This is a genomic window from Variovorax sp. VNK109, from assembly GCF_049445855.1.
Taxonomy (GTDB): Bacteria; Pseudomonadota; Gammaproteobacteria; order Burkholderiales; family Burkholderiaceae_C; genus JAGOCV01.
Genome location: NZ_JBMSDV010000001.1, coordinates 1265598 through 1285994, shown reverse-complemented (window position 1 = coordinate 1285994; position 20397 = coordinate 1265598). Strand labels below are relative to the sequence as shown.

The window sequence follows — 20397 nt, the reverse complement described above, 5'->3', positions numbered from 1 at the left end:
GGCTGCCGGCAGCGGACTTCAGCGTCCGATGTCTTCCAGCATGACAGGCCGCGCGACGGCGAGACGGAAGCGACCGCGCCCCGTCTTCTCGATCAGCACGCCGGTGCCCGCTTCCTGCAGCCGGCGCTGGAGCAGCAGCAGGCGCGCTTCGAGGTTGTCGGAAACATCGGGCAGGCGCAGCGATGGGTCGAGCCGCAGCTCGCGGTTCGTGAAGTCGGTGCGGCCATGCTGCGTGTAGTCGCACAGCAGTTTCCAGAAGATGGCACCCGCCACGCCCTTGATGAGGTACATGTCGTTGATGAACACGCTGTCGTTGACGCAATAGCGCCGCACGGCCAGCGGCGCACCCTGTGTGGCAGGCTCCGGCGTCGGCACCACCTGCGCCTCGGGTGCGTCGGCGTCGGCCTGCAGCATGACCATGCGCGCGCCCAGTTGGCTGGCAATGGTGACCAGCATGTCTTCCTCGTCGTAGCCGAACGCCAGATCCTGCGGGCTCTCGACAAACAGCACGCCGAGCACTTCGCCGGATGAAATGATCGGTGCCGCCAGCTGGCTGTGCGGCGCTGCGAGGCCCGGGTAGGGAATGTCGGTGGCCAGCGCCAACCCGGGCGTCTCCACCCGGAAGCTGCGCCGCACGGCCAGGTGGTAGTTGTACGCATTGGCCATGTGGCCGATGCGCACGGGCGTGGCCTCGCGCGCGGCAACGCCGATCACGCCTTCGCCGGGTTCGATTTCCGACCCGATGCCCGACACCGCGTAGCCGCAGCTGGCCACTGTGTAGAAGTGGCCGGTGGCCGTGTCCCGCATCAGCACCATGGCATGACGCACGCCCATGAAGTCGGCCAGCGACGCGAGCGCGGTGCGCAGCAACTCGTCCAGCGTGGTGCAGCGGGCGAGCCGCTCGCTGCACAGGCGCAATGCGGAGAGCCGGTTGCCGTGCGGCGCCGCAGCCGGCAGGGTGTCGCCTTCCACCAACTCGATCTGCTGGACCTCGTAGATGTCCGAGCCCAGCAGCCTGAACACATCGGCCATGCCGCTGTACGACGCGATGCCCGCGAGCTGTGCCTTCATCTGCTCGAACAGCGGACCCGACGTCTCGGTACGCAGGTACCGGATGTGCAGCCGGTAGAACTGCACCGTGACCGGATGCAGCACCAGTACAGACGCATAGGGGTTGGCGAGGATGTTCTCGCGCGTGCGGTTGAAGAACTGGAACGACAGCGCGACGTGCTGCGGGTCTGCGTAGTACACCTGCGAGATGTAGGCGACATTGGGCGTGCCGTCTGCGCTGCAGGTGGCCATGACGCCGGGCAGCGCACCCTCGAAGCATTCGCGGATCGATTCGAGCGCGAGCGTCATGCCGACGGCTCCATGCGCCGCCCCGCGCGCGGACCGGGTGTCTGGTCGAAGGCCTGCTCGGGCGTGAAGCCGATCGCAACCGTTTGCGCGAGGTCGTGCGACAGCATCTTGCGCGTGAACGCCGGGCCATAGCCCACGCGGCCGATCTCGAATTCCATCGACTTGAGATAGCGCGCGAGCACCGGCCGGTCCTGCTCGCCAGCGGGACGGATTTCAACGCCCCGGCTGGCCTTGACCTGCACCGTCTGGTGCGTGAACGGCACGCTGAACACCACCGACACCGTGCCGGTGGTGGCGATGTCCTGCAATAGCTGGCGCGATGCCGGCCGCGAGACGAACACCGTCACATGCGTACCGTCGGGCGTGATGCGTGCACCGACTGCGCGCATGATGCTCGGCTTCATGTCCAGGCTGCGCGACGCCACGATGGACGACACACCGCGATCGATGATCGCGATGAATTCCGGTGTGAGCAGCGTGGCGGTCATGGCGTATGCGCTGCAGGCTCAGCTGTTGAAGCGACGCCGCGTGAGCGCGAGCGCCACCCAGAATGAACCGACGGTGTAGACCAGCAGAACGAGCCCGTGGCGCAGCGCATCACGCGGCCACTGGTCCATGAACAGGGGCCGAACCAGGTCGACCGCATTGGTCAGCGGCAGCCACGCGGTGACGGCGCGCACGGCCTCGGGCAATTGCTCCAGCGGGAAGAACACACCCGAGAGGAACATCATCGGCGTGAGCACCAGCGTGAAATAGTAGGTGAAGAAGTCGTAACCCTTGGCCAGCGCATTGAAGATGAGCGCGATGCAGGAGAACATCACGCCCGCGCCGGCGAGCACGAACCAGGCGACGACGAGCTTGGGGCTGTGGCTGATGCCCAGCGCCAGCATCACGCACAGGATGGCCGTGACGGTGAAGAGCGACTTGAAGCCGGCCCACAGCATCTCGGACAGCACGATGTCGTCGAGCCCGATCGGCGCGTTCATGATGCCGTCCCACGTGCGCTGCACGTGCATGCGCGAGAACGCCGAATACAACGCCTCGAACGACGCCGCATTCATCGCGCTCATGCAGATCGAGCCGCTGGCCAGGAACAGGATGTAGGGCACCTGCGTGCCACCGTAGTTCACCTGTCCGACCAGCGCACCCATGCCGTAGCCGAAGGCCACGAGCCACATCAGCGGCTCGGCGATGTTGCCGATGAGGCTCGGGATGGCGAGCTTGCGCCACACCAGCAGGTTCCGCTGGAACACGGGCCACCAGCGCATCGACAGGCGCGGCGGCGCCCAGACCGATGGGGTCTGCGATGCCGGGGAAGTTGCAGTCGTCTCCATGATTCGCTTTCAGCCGTCCGCGCGGATCTGCCGCCCGGTGAGTTTGAGGAACAGGTCTTCCAGGTTGGCCGGCCGGTGCAGCGTGCGCAGTGCCGGGTAGGCCGACAGTGCTTCGAGCAGCGGCCTGGCCTGCTGCGTGTAGAAGAAGATGGTTTCGCCGCTGACCTCGGTGCGCGACGCCAGTGCCTTCACCGGCGAGTCGGCCAGCGCAAGTGCGCCTGTGCCGTAGACCTCGACGACGTCGGGCTCCAGATACCCGGCGATCAGCTCGCGCGGCTTGCCCTCGGCGATCTTGCGGCCATGGTCGAGCACCAGCAGCCGGTGGCACAGGCGTTCGGCCTCGTCCATGAAGTGCGTGGTCAGCAGGATGGACTTGCCCTGTTGCAGCAGCAGTTGCAGCCGCTCCCACATCAGGTGGCGGGCCTGCGGGTCCAGGCCCGTGGTGGGCTCGTCGAGCAGCAGCAGCTTCGGGTCGTTGACCAGCGAACGCGCCAGCGACAGACGGCGTTTCATGCCGCCGGAGAGCTCGCCCGGCTTGGCGTTGGCCTTGTGCGACAGCGCGGCGAACTCCAGCAACTTCGGCACGCGTTCGCGGATCAGCGCGTCGGGCAGGCGGAAGTAGCGGCCATAGACCATGAGGTTTTCGGCGCAGGTGAAATCGGGGTCCAGCGTGTCGAACTGGCTCACCACGCCGAGCTGCGCCTTGATCGCCAGCGCGTCCTGCGGCATGTCCAGCCCCAGCGCCTGGATGCGGCCGCCGCCTGGCGCCGTCAGGCCCAGGCACATGCGGATGGTGGTGGTCTTGCCCGCGCCGTTGGGGCCGATGACGCCCAGGCATTCGCCGGGTGCGATGTCGAACGACAGGTCGTCCACCACGGTGGTGTCGCCGTATCGTTTGGAGAGGTGTGTGACTTCGAAGAGTTTTTCGGACATGAGCCCGGGATTCTCGCTGCGGGCCGGGTGGCGTGTCCACCGCGCGGGGGCGAACTGCTGACAACATGGCGTGAGACGCGATGAACGCGGTGTGAAGTACAGTTCTGGCTGCCCATTTGCCCACCGTCAGAACATCCCGGAGATCGCCGTGACCCGCCTCGGAACCCCCCTGTCCCCCAACGCCACGAAAGTCATGCTTCTGGGCTCCGGCGAGCTCGGCAAGGAAGTGCTGATCGCACTGCAGCGCCTGGGCGTGGAAACCATCGCGGTCGACCGCTACGAGAACGCGCCCGGGCAGCAGGTCGCGCACCATGCGCGCACCATCACCATGAGCGACCCCGCGCAACTCAAGGCGCTGATCGAAGCCGAGCGCCCACACCTGGTGGTGCCCGAGATCGAGGCCATCGCCACGCCGGTGTTGCAAGAGCTGGAGGCTGCAGGCGTGGTGCGCGTCATCCCCACGGCTCGTGCCGCGCGCCTGACGATGGACCGCGAAGGCATCCGCCGCCTGGCGGCCGAGACGCTGGCGCTTCCGACCAGTCCCTATCTTTTCTGCGACTCGCTGGAAGAGTTGCAGGCTGCCATCGACGGCACCGGTGGACGCAAGGCCATCGGCTACCCCTGCATCGTGAAGCCCGTGATGAGCAGCTCCGGCAAGGGCCAGAGCAAGATCGACGGCCCCGCCGACGTGAAGAAAGCGTGGGACTACGCCATGGCAGGCGGCCGCGTGAGCCATGGCCGCGTCATCGTCGAAGGCTTCATCGACTTCGACTACGAGATCACGCAACTCACCGTGCGCGCGCTCGGTGCGGGCGGGCAGGTGGAAACCCGTTTCTGCGACCCCATCGGCCACGTGCAGGTGGGGGGTGACTATGTCGAAAGCTGGCAGCCGCACCCGATGCATCCCGCTGCGCTGGAGAAATCGCGCCAGATCGCCAAGGCCGTGACGGACAACCTCGGCATCGGCCTGGATGGCGAATCGTCGGGCCTCGGCCTCTTCGGCGTCGAGCTGTTCGTGAAAGGCGAGGACGTGTGGTTCAGCGAAGTGAGCCCCCGTCCGCACGACACCGGCATGGTCACCATGATCACCCAGTGGCAGAACGAATTCGAACTGCACGCCCGAGCCATCCTCGGCCTGCCGGTGGATACGACGCTCAAGAGTCCGGGCGCCAGCGCCGTGATCTACGGCGGCGTGGAAGCCAAGGGCATCGTGTTCGACGGCGTCGATGAAGCCATGCGCGTGCCCAATTGCGACATCCGCCTGTTCGGCAAGCCCGAGAGCTTCGTGAAGCGCCGCATGGGTGTGGCGCTGGTGCACGATTCAGATGTGGAGAAGGCGCGGGGGCAGGCGAAGAAGGCGGCTTCGCTGGTCAAACCCAGGTCGGATGGCTAGAATTTGAATAACAAAATATTACGTGTCGGAGGTTGGGATGAGGCTCCTAGCGCGGGCATTGCTCGTTCTTGCGTGCGGTTTGAGTGTGGGCTGTGCGTCGGTGACGCAAGGCAGTACACATTCCTTGCGGATTGATACCGAAACCAGCAAGGGTGAAGTGATTACGGGTGCCCCATGCGACTTGATCACGGAGCTAGGCACCATCCGCGTTCTGTCAGGGCAGGGCACGCAGGTCAAGCGCTCGGGGCGTGATCTGGAGATCAATTGCAATACTCCGGGCCAAGCGCCCGCCAGCGCGAAGCTGGTGTCGCGCGCGAATGCGGGTATGGCGGGCAACATCATCATTGGCGGGGCGATCGGCGCTGTCATCGATCACAACACGGGCTCTGCGTACACCTACCCCAGTTGGGTCAAGCTCGTGTTCGGGGAGTACGCGGTGTTCGACCGCAAGGAAGAGAAGGAGGGCTTCGCCATGACCGCGAAAGCCGGCTCTGCCACAAAGCTCTCCGCAGCAGCCGCGTCCGGCACAGTGGTGCCCACCATGCCTGCGCCTGCATCGCTGCCTGCGTCAAATATCGAATCAGCGGCACTATCTCCGCCTGCCGTTCCGACATCGGCAACTTCTCCCACGGAATTTGCGTCGAGCGCGCGAGTGGGAGATGCCTACGACTATGTCAGCGTCGATCACATGACTGGATTGCGCCAGACCATCACGTATCGCGTGGATCGCGTGTCTGCCGACCGCGTGGTTTTCAATTCGGGGGCCCAGGCCATCCGTGCGAACGGTGATCTGCTCGAACTGTCCGCGCCAGTTGCCATGGAGCTCGATGCGGTCACGCCGCCAGGTGGATGGACGCAGAACGGCAGCGTGTCGACCGGGATGTCCAGCCTGAATTTCACGAAGAAACTCGGGGAGACGAATTTCCAGTACGAGTTGACCGTATACATCGGCCCACCCGGTGTCATCAATCTGCCCGTCGGTCCGGTGAATGCCGTGCGGCTGGATTTGCGCGGCTGGACCACTCGTTCCTCGGCGGCGTCCACCAATTTCAGGGTCGGTGCGCCCTATAGCGCAACGATCTGGTACTCGCCCGAACTCAAGCGGGTCGTCAAGTTCAATGTGACGACGAGAAGCTCGCGCAGTTCGGGTGGTTTTGCGGTCGACGAGACGCTGGAACTTTCGGAATTGAGCCGCCGGTGAGGCAGCGTTCGGACTGGATAACTGAATAGCTAGAGGGAGAAACTGATGAGATGCCTGGTATGGGTAGTAATGGCGATTGCCTGTTGTTTCAGCGTGGGTTGTGCGTCGGTGACGCAAGGCAGCACACACTCGCTGAGGATTGACACGGAAACCGACAAGGGCGACGTGATCGCCGGTGCGCCGTGCGACCTGATCACCGAGCTGGGCACGATCCGCGTGCTGTCGGGCCAGGGCACGCAGGTGAAGCGCTCCGGGCGCGATCTGGAAATCACCTGCACGAGTCCGGGGCAACCGCCTGCCAGCGCGAAGCTGGTGTCGCGTGCCAATGCGGGGCTGGCGGGCAACATCATCATCGGTGGCGGCATCGGGGCACTTGTGGATCACAACACAGGCTCGGCTTACACGTATCCGTCATGGGTGCGACTGGTGTTTGGCGAATACGCGGTGTTCGATCGAAAGGAGGAGAAGGATGGTTATGCCATGGCCGCGAAGCCGGGGTCAGCCACGAAGATCAATGCGGTGCCAGCAGCCCCTGCATCGACACTGGTGATGGCGTCGAGTCCGCCTGCCGCCGCCGTTGGGGTACCCGGTGCAGGCGTGACCGAGGGGCTGCGTGTTGCAACGTCTGCGCCTGACGCCGCCGTCAAAGAAACGCGCGCAGGTGCGTGGACGCTGCCGATGCGACCCGGCGACGCGTTCGACTATCTCCAGGTCGACCACATGACAGGCAAGCGCCAGACCATCACCTACAAGGTCGATCGCGTGTCCGACGACCGGATCCAGTTCAATGCCGGTGCGCTGGTGACGCGCGCCAATGGCGATCTGGTCGAGGCATCGGCACCGATCGCGCTGGAACTCGATGCGGCGACGCCGCCCGGTGGCTGGACACGCAACGGCAAGGTGCAGCAGGGCGTGACCGAGTACAAATTCATGAAACGTGCTGGCGGCAATGAGTACCGCTTCGAATTCCTGGCGACCACCAGCGTGGAAGGGCGTATCACGATCCCGGTCGGGCAGGTGAATGCCGTGCGGATCGACATCGAAGGCTGGACATCGCGTATTGCATCCAGCGTGGCCAGTTCTCCGGTAATGGCGCGCTACAGGGCCACTGTCTGGTACTCGCACGAACTTCAGCGCGTTGTTCGTTTCACGGCGGCCACCCGCACAGGCGGCGGAGCCGGTGGTGGTTCGTTCGCCGTGGACGAAACACTGGAGTTGGCGCAGATCGGCCGCAACTGAGCCAGCTCTACTGAAACGCCACCTCCGCAAAACTCCGCAGCTTGCGGCTGTGCAATCTTCCTGAGCCCTCGCGCCGCAGGATCTCGATGGCCTGCATGCCGATGCGAAGGTGCTGGTCCACACGTTCCCGGTAGAAATGGTTGGCCATGCCGGGCAGCTTGATCTCGCCGTGCAGCGGTTTGTCCGACACGCACAGCAGCGTGCCGTAGGGCACGCGGAAGCGGAAGCCGTTGGCGGCGATGGTGGCGCTTTCCATGTCGAGTGCGACGGCGCGGCTCTGGCTGAAGCGGCGCTGCGGTTCGTTGTTGGGCAGCAGTTCCCAGTTGCGGTTGTCGGTGCTGGCGACGGTGCCGGTGCGCATGATGCGCTTGAGCGCCGCGCCGCGCACCTGGGTCACGTCTTCGACGGCCTGTTCCAGCGCGAGCTGGATTTCCGCGAGCGCGGGGATCGGCACCCACAGCGGAAGCTCTTCATCCAGCACGTGGTCTTCGCGCACGTAGGCGTGGGCCAGCACGTAGTCGCCCAGTTGCTGGCTGTTGCGCAGGCCGGCGCAGTGGCCCAGCATCATCCACGCATGCGGGCGCAGCACGGCGATGTGGTCGGTGATGGTCTTCGCATTCGACGGGCCAACGCCGATGTTGACCATGGTGATGCCGCTGCGGTCCGCGCGCATCAGGTGGTAGGCCGGCATCTGCGGCAGACGGGGCGGGGCCAGGCCCAGCTCATCGCCTGGCTGCGGCGGCAGGTCCTTGCGGCGCGTGACGACGTTGCCCGGCTCGACGAACGCGACGAACTCGCTGTTCTCGTCGGCCATGGCTTCGTGTCCCAGCCGCACGAACTCGTCGATGTAGAACTGGTAGTTGGTGAACAGCACGAAATTCTGGAACCAGTCGGGTGCGGTGCCGGTGTAGTGGCGCAGGCGGTGCAGCGAATAGTCCACACGCGACGCGGTGAAGAGCGACAGGGGCTGTGCCTCGCCCGGTCCGGGTTCGAACGTGCCATTGGCGATGCCGTCGTCCATGGCGCCCAGGTCGGGCAGGTCGAACACATCGCGCATCAGCATGCGCCGGTCGGCGGTGAGCGTGCCTTCGATGTGATCGTGCTGTGCGAACGAGAAGTGGATGGGGATGGGTGACGTGCTGGTGCCGACTTCGAGTTCCGTGTGGTGGTTTTCGAGCAGCAGACGGAACTGGTCGAGGTAGTAGTCGGCATACAGGTCCGGTCGCGTGAGCGTGGTCTCGAAGCGACCCGGACCCGCGACGAAGCCGTAGCTCAGCCCCGCGCCCTCGTGGACATCGAAGCGCGCCACGGTTTCCGTATGTATGCGGATGAACGGATAGCAAGCCCTCACATGCCCCGGCAGGGTCTCGCCGGCAACGAAGCGCTGCATGGCGGCGCGCAGGTGTTCGAGGCTGTTGTTGTAGATGGCCTGCACCTGCGCCAGGGCGGCTTCTGCATTGGTGAAACGGGCTGGTGCGATGAATGGGGGAACGTAAGGCATAGGCTTTATTGTGCCTGTCGTCGGACTGCGTCCTACATGGCGTTGCGCCCTGGCCTGACGATCACGCCGTGATGCCTTCCTTACAGTTTGTTCACACCGACAAGAAAGGATTCGCATCATGAACGCCAACCCGATCACCGCCGTCAATCCCGCCATTGCCAGCAACCCGTTCGCGCTGATGCTCGAACCCCAGCAGGTCCTGGACGCCGTCCAGGGTTCGCGCACCTTGCGTGGTCTGCGCCAGCAGCAATACCTGCTGCTGGACCGGCCCACCGCACCCGCCAGCAATGCGGAGATGGCCCTGTTCGATGCCGAGCTGGACGAAGCACCCGAAGAGACCCTCGAGCCGGAAGACATGCCCGTGTCCGAGTCGATCGACGGCTCGCACACCTACCAGAGCTTCCCGCGCATCTTCAACTGAAGACACGTCCGCCGCACTCATCCGGCGGAGTCAGTCCCGCGAGGGTTCGCGCATCGTCACGAATTCTTCCGCAGCCGTCGGGTGGATGCCGATGGTTGCGTCGAACGTGGCCTTGGTTGCACCGGCCTTCAGCGCCACAGCGAAGCCCTGCACGATCTCGCCGGCCTCGTCACCCACCATGTGCAGGCCGACCACGCGATCGGTCGCGTCATCGACGATCAGCTTCATGAGCGTGCGTTCGGTGCTGTCGCTGAGCGTATGGCGCAACGCGCGGAATTCGCTGCGGTAGATCGTCACCTTGCCGAACCGCTCCCGCGCCTGCGCTTCGGTGAATCCCACGGTGCCGACATTCGGATGCGTGAAGACAGCCGTGGGGATGAAGTCGTAATCCATCTGTCGTTCGCGCTTGCCTTTCGCCGGGCCGAACAGGCGATCCACCAGCACCATGCCCTCGGCCAGCGCCACGGGCGTCAGGGCCTTGTGCGTGGACACATCGCCCAGCGCGTGGATGCTGCGCACGCTGCTGCGGAAATCCTTGTCGACGACGACCATGCCGCGCTCGTCGAGCTTCACGCCAGCCTCTTCCAGTCCGAAGCCCTGCGTGTTCGGCTTGCGTCCGGTGGCGTAGAGGACGGCGTCGGCCTTGATCTGCGCGCCGCCGGACAAGGTGACGAGCAGGGGCGATGTCTTGCTTCTTCGTGCAGCGATGTTTGCCACGCCTGCGTTCAGCCGCACATCGACGCCTGCCTTGCCCATCTCGCTCGCGACGAACGTGCTGATGTCGTCATCGAAGCCGTTGAGCAGGCGGGCGCCGCGCTGCACCAGCGTGACTTCCGCGCCCAGCCCGTTGAAGATCGACGCCGCCTCGCAGGCGATGTAGCCACCGCCCACCACCACCAGCCGCGAGGGGAAGGGTTCGAGATCGAACATCTGGTCCGATGTGACCACGTGTTCCCGGCCGGGCACGTCCGGCACGAACGGCGTGCCGCCGGTGGCCACCAGGATGTGCTCCGCGCTGAAGTCCTGGTCATCGACGCGTACGCCGTGGGCGCCCGTCACCCGCGCCCAGCCGCGCAGCAACGTGACGCCTGCGCCTTCCAGCAGTTGCTGGTAAACGCCATTGAGGCGTCCGATCTCGCGCGCGCGGTTCGCCTTGAGCCGGTTCCAGTTGAAGACGGGCGGCTTGATCTCCCAGCCGAAGCCCGCGCTCTCCGCAAAGCCTTCGCCGTAGTGCGCCGCATAGCTGTAGAGCTTCTTCGGGATGCAGCCCACGTTGACGCAAGTGCCGCCCAGGTCGGCCACTTCCGCAAGCGCGACGCGGGCGCCTCGCTGCGCAGCCATCCGTGCGGCGCGCACGCCACCGCTGCCGCCACCGATGACGAACAGATCGAAATCAGATTTCTTCATGGCGCACACATTACCATCCGGCCGCCGGGCTCACGAGGCGATGGACCGCTTTCCGGTAGGGCTTCGCGGCACGGATCCGCGTGCCCACGCCTAGAATGGCCGGACCTATGTTCTTCAAGCTTCCTGCCCCGGCTCTCCTGCTTACCCTGCTGGTTTCCATGCCGGCGCTTGCGCAGACCGGTCAGGCGCCACCACCTGCCCCGACCCTGCCCGGTGCGCAGGCGGCAACGCCCGCTCCCGAACCTCCCGCCGCAGTTTCGCGTGACGCGCGCCGCGTCTACGAGAGTTCGCGCGCCAAGCTCGTCCAGATCCGCACGCTGCTGCGCAACACCAACACGCAATCCACGGTCGGCTCGGGCTTCTACGTGTCCGACCGCGGCGTCATCGTCACCAACTTCCATGTGGCGAGCCAGCTCGCGCTGGACCCGGAACGTCACCGCGGCGTCTATGTGCCGGTGGACGGCAAGGAGGGCGAGGTCGAACTGCTGGCCTTCGACGTCCAGCACGACCTGGCGGTGCTGCGCGTCAAGCCCACCGAAGGCGCGCCGGCCGACGCGGCGCGCGCGGTGCTCGACTTCCGGCCGGCGAGCGAGCCGCTGTCGCAGGGCGAGCGTATCTATTCGCTGGGCAATCCGCTGGACATCGGCTTTGCGGTGGTCGAGGGCACCTACAACGGGCTGGTGCAGCGCAGCTTCTACCCGCGCATCTTCTTCGGTGGGGCGCTCAACCCCGGCATGAGTGGCGGCCCTGCGCTCGACGAGTCGGGCCGCGTGATCGGCGTCAACGTCGCCAAGCGGCTCGACGGCGAGCAGGTCAGCTTCCTGATTCCTGCCGCGCTGGCGCAAGCGCTGGTGGAGCGCGCCGTCAACGCACAACCCATCACGAAGCCGGCGCATGCCGAAGTGGCGCGCCAGCTGATGCGCCATCAGGACCTTCTGTCCCAACGCTTCCTTGCGCAACCCCTCAAGGGGCAGGCGCATTTCGGCTACATGGTGCCGGTGCCCGACGACGCATTCGCGCGTTGCTGGGGCCAGGGGCGTGACCCGGATTTCCGCGCCTTCAGCCTGGAGCGGACCGATTGCCAGGTCGACAGCCATCTCTTCGCGGGTGATTTCAATACCGGCTTCCTGCGCCTGCGCTACGAGGCATATGACGCGCCGAACTTCCATCCGCTGCGGTTCTCGACCATGTATTCGCAAAGCTTCCGCAACGAGGTTTTCGCCATGCGCGGGTCGCGCCGCAAGACCCCGGCCGAATGCACCGAACGCTACATCGACCAGTCGGGCCTGCCGATGCGTGCCGTGGTCTGCATGAATGCCTACCGCAAGCTGCCGGGGCTGTATGACGTTTCCGTGCTGGTGGCCACGCTCAACGAACCCCGCAAGGGCGTGCAGGGTCGTCTCGACGCGCAGGGCGTGAGCTTCGACAATGGATTGAAGATCGTCGAGCACTATCTCTCGTCGTTCCGCTGGGAGGGCAGCAAGCGATGAACATGCTCGGCCTTCTCGAAGCGTTCGACCGCAATGGCGCCTTGCTCGGGCGGCTGGCCGTCAAGCAATGGCCGGTGACGGTGGGGCGCGGCCTCGCGGCCGACCTGGTGCTGGACGAGCCGCACGTGGCCGAAGGCCACCTGCGCATCGACCGGCCTGCGCGTGAAGACGGCTCGCCCGGCGCGGTGACGGTGCAGGTGATGGACACCGTCAACGGCGTGCGCCTGCGCGGCAAGCAGCATGCGCGCGGCGAGAGTTTCGAGTGGCCTCAGGGGCAGGAACTCAGCATCGGCCGCGTGCGCCTGCTGCTGCGCCTGGCCGATGTTCCGATTCCTGCCGAGCAGCCGCTGCCGCGCTTTCCGTGGGGTACCGTGGCATGGACCGTCGGCCTGCTGGGCGTGGCCACGGCCTCGCAGCTCGGCCAGAGCTGGCTCGAAGCGGACGAGACGCGCCGCTTCCTGCAGCAACTGCCGTTCCTGCTGCTGGCGATCTTCGGCTCGACCGCCCTGTGGGCGGGGCTCTGGGCCCTGACAACCAAGCTCTTCAGCGGCCGGCTGTTCTTCTGGCGGCATGTGCGCATTGCAAGCGTCGCGTTCATCGCCACGCAGGTGCTCATGGTGCTGGCTTATTTGCTGGCCTTCATGTTTTCGCTGGAGAGTCTGTCGCGCTTTGCATGGATCGGCGCCGCGCTGGTGGCTGCGACCGGTGTGGCAGCGCATCTCGGCGTGATCGCGCCGCGCCGCCGGATGCTGATTGCCAGCTCCGTCGCGGGGTTGATGCTGATCGGCATCCCCGCTTTGCTGGGCACCAACTGGCTGCAGAACAAGCGCCTGTCCAACGAGCTCTACATGGCTGCGTTGTTCCCGCCCGACCTGCGTGCCTCACCCGCTGTCCCGGTACCCGAGTTCATGAACGATGCACGCGCATTGCGCGAGAAGCTCGATGCGCGGCTGAAGGACGGTGACGACGACAACGCGCCCGAGGCGGACGCCGAAGAGGAGTAGGTGTCAATTCGCCGCGACAGGTCCGGCGGCGATGAAGTTGCGGCCGCGTGCACCCTGCATCGCGTGCGCCACCATCCGTTCCGCGTCATCGTCGCTCACGCCGTAGTCGGCAAAGCGTGTCTTCACGCCCAGGCTTTCCATGAAGGTTGCCAGGGCCGCGGGCAAGTCGCGCGACGAGCCGGTGGCATTTGCCTCGATCAGTGGCGCAAGCGCTTGCGTCAATACGCTGTCACGCCCGACGTCATGCCCCAGTGCGCGTGACAGCACCATCGGCAGCGTGAACGAGCAGGCGATGCCGTGTGGCAGGCCGTGGTGCAAGGTCATCTCGTAGGAAATCGAATGCGCGAGGGCCGTGCGTGTGTTGGAGAACGCCATGCCCGCGCGCAGCGCGGCGAGTGCCATGCGCTCGCGAAGCTCCAGTCGCTGTGGTTGCTCCATGAGCAACGGAAGCACGTCGAGCACGTCATGGACGGCGGCGACAGCAAACGTGTCGGACAGCGGATTGGCGTTCACGTTCCAGATCGCCTCGAGTGCATGCGACAGGGCATCGAGTGCGCTCGACAGCGTCACCGACGCAGGCAACGACAGCATCAGCTCCGCGTCGATGACCGCATGCGCCGGCCAGGTCTCGGGCAGGTGCAGCGAGTACTTCAGTCGTTCCGCGCGGTCCCATACCGTGGCCCACGGAGTGACTTCGCTGCCCGTGCCCGCCGTTGTCGGAATCGCGATCAGGGTCTTGGCGCGGGCCGCACGCAAGGGCTGTTGCCCGCGCAGTCCTGCCAGCAGGGCATCGAAGCCACCTTCAGCGGTGGATGTCATCAGCGCCTTGGCGGTGTCGATCGCACTGCCACCACCCACCGCGAGCAGGACCTCCGTGTCGCCGTGATCGCGCCAGAACGCGTCGTACATCGGTGCGAGTTCCATGACGTCGGGGTTGGGCTGCACTTGGTCGATCACGCCGGCCAGCGGCTTGCCGAGTGCTGCTTCGACGCGCGAGATCAAGCCCAGCCCGCGTGCTTCGGGAAACGTGACGAGCATTGCCGTGCGATGCTGCACGAGCGCTCCCAGCGACGCGAGAGCGCCCGCTCCCATGTGGATGTGGACCGGGTTGTGATAACCGGGAATACGCATGTCCGGCTTGTCAGACGTTGCGCTTCAGATCGCCCACTTGCGCACGCGTGCCGACATCATGTCCAGCAGCGTCACGCAGACGACGATGATGATCATCACCGCGCAGGTCTCGGCGTACTGGAAGCCGCGGATGACTTCATACAGCACGACGCCGATGCCACCCGCACCGACCATGCCCACCACCGAAGCGGAGCGTACGTTCGATTCGAAGCGGTAGAGCGTGTACGAAATCCACAGAGGCAACACCTGCGGGATGACGCCGTAGACGATTTCTTCCAGTGCATTTGCCCCGGTGGCGCGCACGCCCTCGACCGGACGCGGATCGATGGCTTCGACCGCTTCGGAAAAAAGCTTGGCGAGCGTGCCGGTGGTGTGCACCCACAGTGCGAGTACGCCGGCGAAAGGCCCGAGCCCCACGGCGACGATGAACAGCATCGCGAACACCATCTCGTTGATGGCGCGGCATGCGTCCATCATGCGGCGCACCGGCTGGTAGACCCAGGCCGGCACGATGTTGTGCGAGGAGAGCAGGCCCATCGGCACGGCGCAGATGACGGCGAGCACGGTGCCCCAGACGGCGACGTGCAGCGTGACGATCATCTCGCGCAGGTAGATGCGCCAGTCCGAGAAGTTGGGCGGGAAGAAGTCGGCGAGGTATGTGCGCATGTTCGCCGAATCGCGCCACAGGTCCAGCGGCCGCATGTCCGCGCCTTGCCACGACCAGCCGAGCAGGGCCAGCGCACCTGCCCACATGAAGGCCGTGACCAGCGTCGTGCGTGGTGGTGCCGAGGGCAGCGTCGCCGGAGTGAGGGTCGGATTGGCAGAGGCGGACATCATGCTGGCTTCGGTGCTGCTACGGCGGGCTCACTGCTGCTTCTTGAGCGACGCGAGTTCGGCGTCGATCTCGGCGAGCTTGGCCGTCTTCTCGGTGGCGTTCAGGTTCGCGTTGGCTTCAACCTTGGTGCGGTCGCGGAAGAGTTCCAGCTGGCGGATGGGAATCAGCTGCAGGTCGCTCGACGCCTTGAAGCCGCCGTAGTTGTAGATGTTCTTCAGCACGGCCTTCTCGCGGTCGTCCTTGCCGTACGTGGTGAGGAAGGTCTTGATCTTGTTCTTGACTTCGGGCGAGAGGTCCTTGCGCCAGACCAGCGGGTCCGAGGGAATCAACGGCGAAGTCCAGATGACGCGCAGGTCGTTGATCTTTTCGGGTTGACGTGCCTTCAGGCGGTCCCACTCTTCGGTGTTGTTGGTGGCGACGTCGAGCTGGCGGTTCAGGACGGCCATCATGTTGGCGCCGTGGCTACCGGCGCGCACGGCCTTGAAGTGCGCGGTCGGGTCGATCTTGTTCTGCGCGAACACGTAGTAGCTGGGCACCAGGTTGCCGGACGTGGAGTTGGGGTCGCCGTTGCCGAAGGTGTACTGCTTGCCGCTCTTCAGCATGTCTTCGAGCGACTTGACCGGGCTGTCCTTGTGCGCGATCAGCAGCGACTTGTAGCCCATGCTGCCGTCGGCGAACATCACCTGTGCGAACACTTCGCCGTTGCTGCGGTCCACGGCTTCGATGGCGGCCTTGTTGCCGTACCACGCGACCTGCACCTTGTTGAAGCGCATGGCTTCGATCACGCCGTTGTAGTCGGGTGCGTAGAAGCCGTTGATCTTCAGGCCCGTCTGCTTCTGCATGTCGTCGAACAGCGGTTGCCACTTGTCCTTCTGCGCGGCGGCGGAGTCGGTGGCGATGATGCCGAAGTTGATTTCCTGGGCCATGGCCTGTGCGGCGCCCAGCGCGAGCGTGACGGCGCCCAGCAGCGCGGCGAGTTTGCGTTTCATGTGTGCTCCTGTTGAGGATTCGGGGTCGTTGCGGAAACTGGAATCAGGCAGCCAGTGCGAGATGCGGCAATGGTTCGGGCGATGCGAACAGCTCGTCCACGGCAGTGCCGTAGAGCTCGCGCAGCATCGCGGGCGTGAGCGCGGAAGATGGGCCGTCGTACACGACGCGGCCCCCGTTCAGCGCGATGGTGCGCGGGCAGTAGCGAAGCGCCATCTCCACCTGGTGCAGCGAGACCAGCACCGTCTGGCCGCCTTCGCGGTTCATGCGCGCGAGGATGTCCATCACGTTGCGCGCGGACTCGGGGTCGAGCGATGCGATGGGCTCGTCGGCCAGGATGATGCGGGCCTTCTGCACCAGCGTGCGCGCCAGCGCCACGCGTTGCTGCTGGCCGCCGGACAGCGTGCTCGCGCGTTGCCATGCCTGCTCACGCAGCCCCACCGATGCGAGCGCGTCGAGCGCGGACTGCGTCTCCGCGACGCCGAAGCGCATCAGCAGGCTGCGCCACAGCGGCATGCGGAACAGCGCGCCGGTGAGCACGTTGGTGATGACTGGCAGGCGGCCGACCAGGTTGAACTGCTGGAAGACGAAGCCGAGGTCCGAACGGATGGCGCGCACTTCGGAAGAGATGCGGCCGTTGCGCTGGACCGTGCGGCCGAAGATGGCGATGTCGCCCTGCTCCGCCGCGACGAAGCCCGACAGGTGCCGCAGCAGCGTCGACTTGCCCGAGCCCGACGCGCCGATCAATGCGACCATCTCGCCCGGCGCGATGCGCAGCGATACGTCGTCCAGCGCTTTGCGCCGCGCATGGAACGACTTGCTCAACGCTGTTACCTCCACTGCGGCGATCGCCATCGGAGCCCCTCTTGCCTGTTTTGAAACTGGGCGCGATTCTGGACGGCCAATATGGCGATTTCGTGACAGATGAGGCGGGTCACGCCACTGTCACGGAAGCTTCAGGGGAAACCCTTGCGGACGACGGAGAGGGCGCGGGGAAGGCAGCGGATTTGAACCTGCTGCGCCTCGCCCAGGTACTCGCCGTCCGCGGCCAGCGGCACAGGTGCATGCGCGTCCACGCTGTCGATCGTCAGTTCCTGCAGCGCATGTGTCTGCACGCGTGCATGCCCCAGGTGCCAGCCTGCGAGCAGGCGTGGAAGCATGAGCAGGGTCGGCAGGCGGCCGAACCGGCCTGCAACAAGCAGGTCGAGCAAGCCGTCGTCGATGCGTGCATGCGGCACTGCGGGCATGCCGCTGCCGAAAGTGGGTGTGTTGAGCGTGGAACAGAAAAGGGCGGGGTCGTCATGCAGGGTGCGCCCGCCGGATTGCACACACAAGTGCCAGTTGCGCAGCTGCGCCAGCTCGCGCAGCGTGGCGAGCAGGTAGCGCGGCAGGCCGTACAGCCATTGCGGTCCCTGCTGTGTGCGCAGCACCACCGACGAATCGAAGCCGGCGGTGAGGCTGGATGCAAAGATTGCGCGGCCTTGCGTGCCGTCAGTGCGGGTCCAGTCGGCCTGACCGAGATCCATGGCCGAGGCTGCGCCCTTCAGGGCATGCTGAAGCGCAGGCTCCCACGACATGCCGAACACGCCGAGCGCGCGCGCCATGTCGTTGCCGCTGCCCGCAGGCACCACACCCAGCACATGCCCCCCGTCATGCAGGACCTGGAGGAACTGATGGATGGTGCCGTCACCCCCGGCGATGGCGATGCGCGAACCGCGGGGCAGGGCCGCAATGCGTTCGCGTGCATGGACGATGGTGCCGTCGGAAATGAATCCCGTGTCGGGTGAATGCTGCGCCAGCCACTGCTGCAGCAGCGGCGCGAGACGCGCGGCACGCCCACCGGCGGCGTTGGGATTGAGGACGAGCAGCGTCGCGGGCATGGCCCGCAGTAGATCACGTGCAACGACTTGGCCGCCTCGGCATCATCCCGGATGCGTCGCCCGGGACGCCGGCGCAAATGCGCGCAGGTCAGGAACGGTCGTTGTCTCCAGGGCGCATGCCCGGGCGCATCGGCTTCTGCGGCGGGCCACCCTGTTGTCCATTGAACTGCCCCCGGCCGCGTGCCTCGTTCTCGGCCTGTTGCTGGCGCTGGCGTTCCTGGGACTGGCGCTGCTCCTGCATCTGCCGCTGCTGTTGCTGCGCACGCTCCTGCTGCTCCATCTGCTGGCGTTGGGCGCGCTGCTGAAACTCGCGTTGCTGGTTGTCCCGCTGTTGCGCCTCGCGCTGTTGCTGCATCTGTTGCTGGGCTCGCTGCTGCTGCGCACGACGTTGCTGTTCCGCCTGCTCGGCCTGCTGGCGCTGGATGCGCTCCTGCATGCCCATCTGCTGTTGCTGGGCGCGTTGCTGCTGCTCCTGCTGTTGTCGCTGCACACGCTCCTGTTGTTCGCGCTGTTGCTGCGTCACACGCTGCTGTTGCTCCACCTGCTGGCGGCGCACGCGCTCTTCCTGTTCCTGCTGCTGGCGACGGGCACCGTCCTGCAGGGTGCGTTGCTGTTGCTCTGCGATGGCATTGCGCTCCTGGTCGCGGCGGTTCTGCAGTTGCTGGCGCTGTTCCCAGGTCATGTTGTCGCGTTCGCGGTTGTCTCCGCGCAGTGCTTCCTGCTGGCGGCGGCGGATCTGTTCCGCGACGCTGTCGTCGTTGCGGCCATCAGGTCTGTTGTCCGGCCGCCCATCGCCATTGCGGTCGTTCCACGCGTTACGCGGATCGGGGCGGGCGTCGGGTCGATCCACCACGCGTCCGCGATCCAGGTCTGCCTGTGCGATGCGCTGGTAGAGGCCGCCCGTGGGCCGGCCGCGCTGGAACGCGTCACGTGGAACGGCCGTCACGGTTTCAGGCCGGTTGAACCGGTACACGTTGGTGACGTTGTTGTTCACCACGATCGTGCGATTGATGTTGGTCACATAGCGCGGGCTCGCACGGTACGCAGGCCGGTACGCTTCGCCGGGGGCGAGCGGGAACCAGCCCACGCCCGGGCCACCGCCGCCGCCGATCGACACATTCCAGTTCACGCCACCGCTCGAGCCGCCGATGAAGGCCACGAGGGCGGGCGCATAGACCGGCCGGGGTGCGATGGGGCCCGGCACCCAGCCCCAGCGCGGACCGACCTGTGTCCAGCGGCCGTAGTGCGACGGTGCAAAACCCCAGGGCGCGTCGTCGACCCAGGTCCAGCCCCAGGGCGCGACATAGCGCCATTGGCCGTAGCGGTACGGCGCCCAGTTGGCGACGGTCACGCGCGGGTACCAGATGTTGCCGTAGGTGGCGTCGGTCGACCAGTCGCCGTACGCGTCGAGTTGCTGGTAGCCGACGACCTCGCGCGAGACGTAGCGCGCGGAAATGGATTGGTCTTCCTGGCGGTCGCGCACCATCGTCCACTGGTCGAAGGCGTCGCGTGGCGCAGCGTTCTGCGCGCTCACCTGTGCGAGCGCGCGTCCGGCGAACGTCAGTTGCTGAGGTGAGCCGATGGTCACGGTCTGCCCGCCTTCACCATACAGCACACCACCGCCGGAAGGCACCGTCACGCGGGTGGTGCCGCCTGCGGCGTTCACGTCGACACGGTATTCGCCGGGCTGCGTGATGCTGAGGGCGACGTTCGGCGTGTTGACCTCCAGATGCTCACCGGGAAACAGCTGGCGAACGCGCAAGCTGAGTGTGCCCTGTTGAACGGTGATGAAAGCCTCGTTGTCGTCCAACCGGCTGAAGCTTGCGTGCGTCTGCGGGCCCAGGCGCAGCGCCGTGGAGCCCACATGCATCTCTGCGCGCGCGCCGGCGTCCGTGGACAGCTGGTCACCCGCGATGATGGGGCGGTTCAGCATCGCCGATTCCCATTCCTGCGAGCCGGCGGGCAGGAAGCTCACGCTGTTGTCGAAATAGCCGATGCGCGCCACGCGGCCGGGCGGATCGATTTCGGCGTTGGCAGTCGCCGTCGTTGTGGCCACCTGCGCGTGGGCCGGGGCGAGCGCGGTGACGCCCAGCATGGCGGTCATCAGGGCAAGCCGGGTGAGGCGGAACGGGTTGATATTCATCGGTGAGGACATGGTTTGTCTCCTTACTGTGAATGAGAACGCACCAGCCCTCCTCCGGGTTCGCGCTGCGACGCAAAGAAAGTGAAGTCCCCGCTTATTTTTGCAACCGCCTGTAATTTGAGCGGTGGCGGCAACGCGG

At 65.8% G+C, this 20397-nt stretch carries 18 protein-coding genes; 6 read left to right on the top strand and 12 right to left on the bottom strand.

Features of this window, described 5'->3' with window-relative positions:
* Positions 1 to 18: 18 nt before the first annotated feature.
* From ACO2Q9_RS06315 to ACO2Q9_RS06300, 4 genes are read right to left on the bottom strand one after another with little or no spacing between them, the layout of a single operon-like run.
* Positions 19 to 1359, bottom strand: a complete 1341-nt coding sequence (locus ACO2Q9_RS06315) for a GAF domain-containing protein (protein WP_423309399.1) — start codon at positions 1357 to 1359, stop codon at positions 19 to 21.
* Positions 1356 to 1847: a hypothetical protein gene (locus ACO2Q9_RS06310; protein WP_423309397.1), complete on the bottom strand. Its 492-nt coding sequence runs from the start codon at positions 1845 to 1847 to the stop codon at positions 1356 to 1358. The genes ACO2Q9_RS06315 and ACO2Q9_RS06310 overlap by 4 nt, the downstream gene beginning before the upstream one ends.
* An 18-nt stretch (positions 1848 to 1865) precedes the next feature.
* Positions 1866 to 2693, bottom strand: coding sequence for an ABC transporter permease (locus ACO2Q9_RS06305; protein WP_423309395.1), 828 nt, complete (start codon positions 2691 to 2693; stop codon positions 1866 to 1868).
* 9 nt (positions 2694 to 2702) lie between these two features.
* Positions 2703 to 3626, bottom strand: a complete 924-nt coding sequence (locus tag ACO2Q9_RS06300; protein WP_423309393.1) for an ATP-binding cassette domain-containing protein — start codon at positions 3624 to 3626, stop codon at positions 2703 to 2705.
* A 148-nt stretch (positions 3627 to 3774) separates the two neighbouring features.
* On the opposite strand from ACO2Q9_RS06300, the gene purT reads away from it, so the two are divergent.
* The 3 genes from purT to ACO2Q9_RS06285 all read left to right on the top strand — a co-directional run bounded on the left by purT (position 3775) and on the right by ACO2Q9_RS06285 (position 7459).
* Positions 3775 to 5019, top strand: coding sequence for a formate-dependent phosphoribosylglycinamide formyltransferase (gene purT / locus ACO2Q9_RS06295; protein ID WP_423309391.1), 1245 nt, complete (start codon positions 3775 to 3777; stop codon positions 5017 to 5019).
* 124 nt (positions 5020 to 5143) lie between these two features.
* The gene (locus tag ACO2Q9_RS06290) at positions 5144 to 6220 is read left to right on the top strand and encodes a hypothetical protein (protein WP_423309389.1); all 1077 of its coding nucleotides are present in this window, start codon (positions 5144 to 5146) and stop codon (positions 6218 to 6220) included.
* 45 nt (positions 6221 to 6265) lie between these two features.
* Entirely contained in the window at positions 6266 to 7459 is a 1194-nt protein-coding gene (locus ACO2Q9_RS06285) for a hypothetical protein (protein WP_423309387.1), read from the top strand.
* A 7-nt stretch (positions 7460 to 7466) separates the two neighbouring features.
* Here ACO2Q9_RS06285 and ACO2Q9_RS06280 read toward each other — a convergent pair whose 3' ends face one another.
* Positions 7467 to 8960: an AMP nucleosidase gene (locus ACO2Q9_RS06280; RefSeq protein WP_423309385.1), complete on the bottom strand. Its 1494-nt coding sequence runs from the start codon at positions 8958 to 8960 to the stop codon at positions 7467 to 7469.
* A 118-nt stretch (positions 8961 to 9078) separates the two neighbouring features.
* Here ACO2Q9_RS06280 and ACO2Q9_RS06275 point away from each other — a divergent pair, with 118 nt between their 5' ends.
* Positions 9079 to 9381 carry a hypothetical protein gene (locus ACO2Q9_RS06275; protein WP_423309383.1) on the top strand — a complete coding sequence of 101 codons (303 nt, stop codon included), beginning with the start codon at positions 9079 to 9081 and terminating at the stop codon, positions 9379 to 9381.
* A 30-nt stretch (positions 9382 to 9411) separates the two neighbouring features.
* On the opposite strand, the gene gorA is transcribed toward ACO2Q9_RS06275, so the two are convergent.
* Positions 9412 to 10788, bottom strand: coding sequence for a glutathione-disulfide reductase (gene gorA / locus ACO2Q9_RS06270; RefSeq protein ID WP_423309381.1), 1377 nt, complete (start codon positions 10786 to 10788; stop codon positions 9412 to 9414).
* Positions 10789 to 10895: 107 nt separating this feature from the next.
* Here gorA and ACO2Q9_RS06265 point away from each other — a divergent pair, with 107 nt between their 5' ends.
* Entirely contained in the window at positions 10896 to 12278 is a 1383-nt protein-coding gene (locus tag ACO2Q9_RS06265; RefSeq protein ID WP_423309379.1) for a S1 family peptidase, read from the top strand.
* Between the two features lie 2 nt (positions 12279 to 12280).
* Positions 12281 to 13282, top strand: a complete 1002-nt coding sequence (locus tag ACO2Q9_RS06260) for an FHA domain-containing protein (protein ID WP_423309377.1) — start codon at positions 12281 to 12283, stop codon at positions 13280 to 13282.
* A gap of 3 nt (positions 13283 to 13285) precedes the next feature.
* On the opposite strand, the gene psrA is transcribed toward ACO2Q9_RS06260, so the two are convergent.
* From psrA to ACO2Q9_RS06230, 6 genes are all read right to left on the bottom strand, one after another.
* Entirely contained in the window at positions 13286 to 14413 is a 1128-nt protein-coding gene (gene psrA, locus ACO2Q9_RS06255) for an iron-containing alcohol dehydrogenase PsrA (protein WP_423309375.1), read from the bottom strand.
* A 24-nt stretch (positions 14414 to 14437) separates the two neighbouring features.
* Positions 14438 to 15250 carry a phosphonate ABC transporter, permease protein PhnE gene (gene phnE / locus ACO2Q9_RS06250; protein WP_423309373.1) on the bottom strand — a complete coding sequence of 271 codons (813 nt, stop codon included), beginning with the start codon at positions 15248 to 15250 and terminating at the stop codon, positions 14438 to 14440.
* Between the two features lie 27 nt (positions 15251 to 15277).
* Entirely contained in the window at positions 15278 to 16237 is a 960-nt protein-coding gene (phnD, locus tag ACO2Q9_RS06245; RefSeq protein WP_423309371.1) for a phosphonate ABC transporter substrate-binding protein, read from the bottom strand.
* 43 nt (positions 16238 to 16280) lie between these two features.
* Entirely contained in the window at positions 16281 to 17090 is an 810-nt protein-coding gene (gene phnC, locus ACO2Q9_RS06240) for a phosphonate ABC transporter ATP-binding protein (RefSeq protein ID WP_423309369.1), read from the bottom strand.
* A gap of 101 nt (positions 17091 to 17191) precedes the next feature.
* Positions 17192 to 18115, bottom strand: coding sequence for a diacylglycerol/lipid kinase family protein (locus ACO2Q9_RS06235; RefSeq protein WP_423309367.1), 924 nt, complete (start codon positions 18113 to 18115; stop codon positions 17192 to 17194).
* Positions 18116 to 18203: 88 nt separating this feature from the next.
* Positions 18204 to 20270: a DUF6600 domain-containing protein gene (locus ACO2Q9_RS06230; protein ID WP_423309365.1), complete on the bottom strand. Its 2067-nt coding sequence runs from the start codon at positions 20268 to 20270 to the stop codon at positions 18204 to 18206.
* Positions 20271 to 20397: the final 127 nt, after the last annotated feature.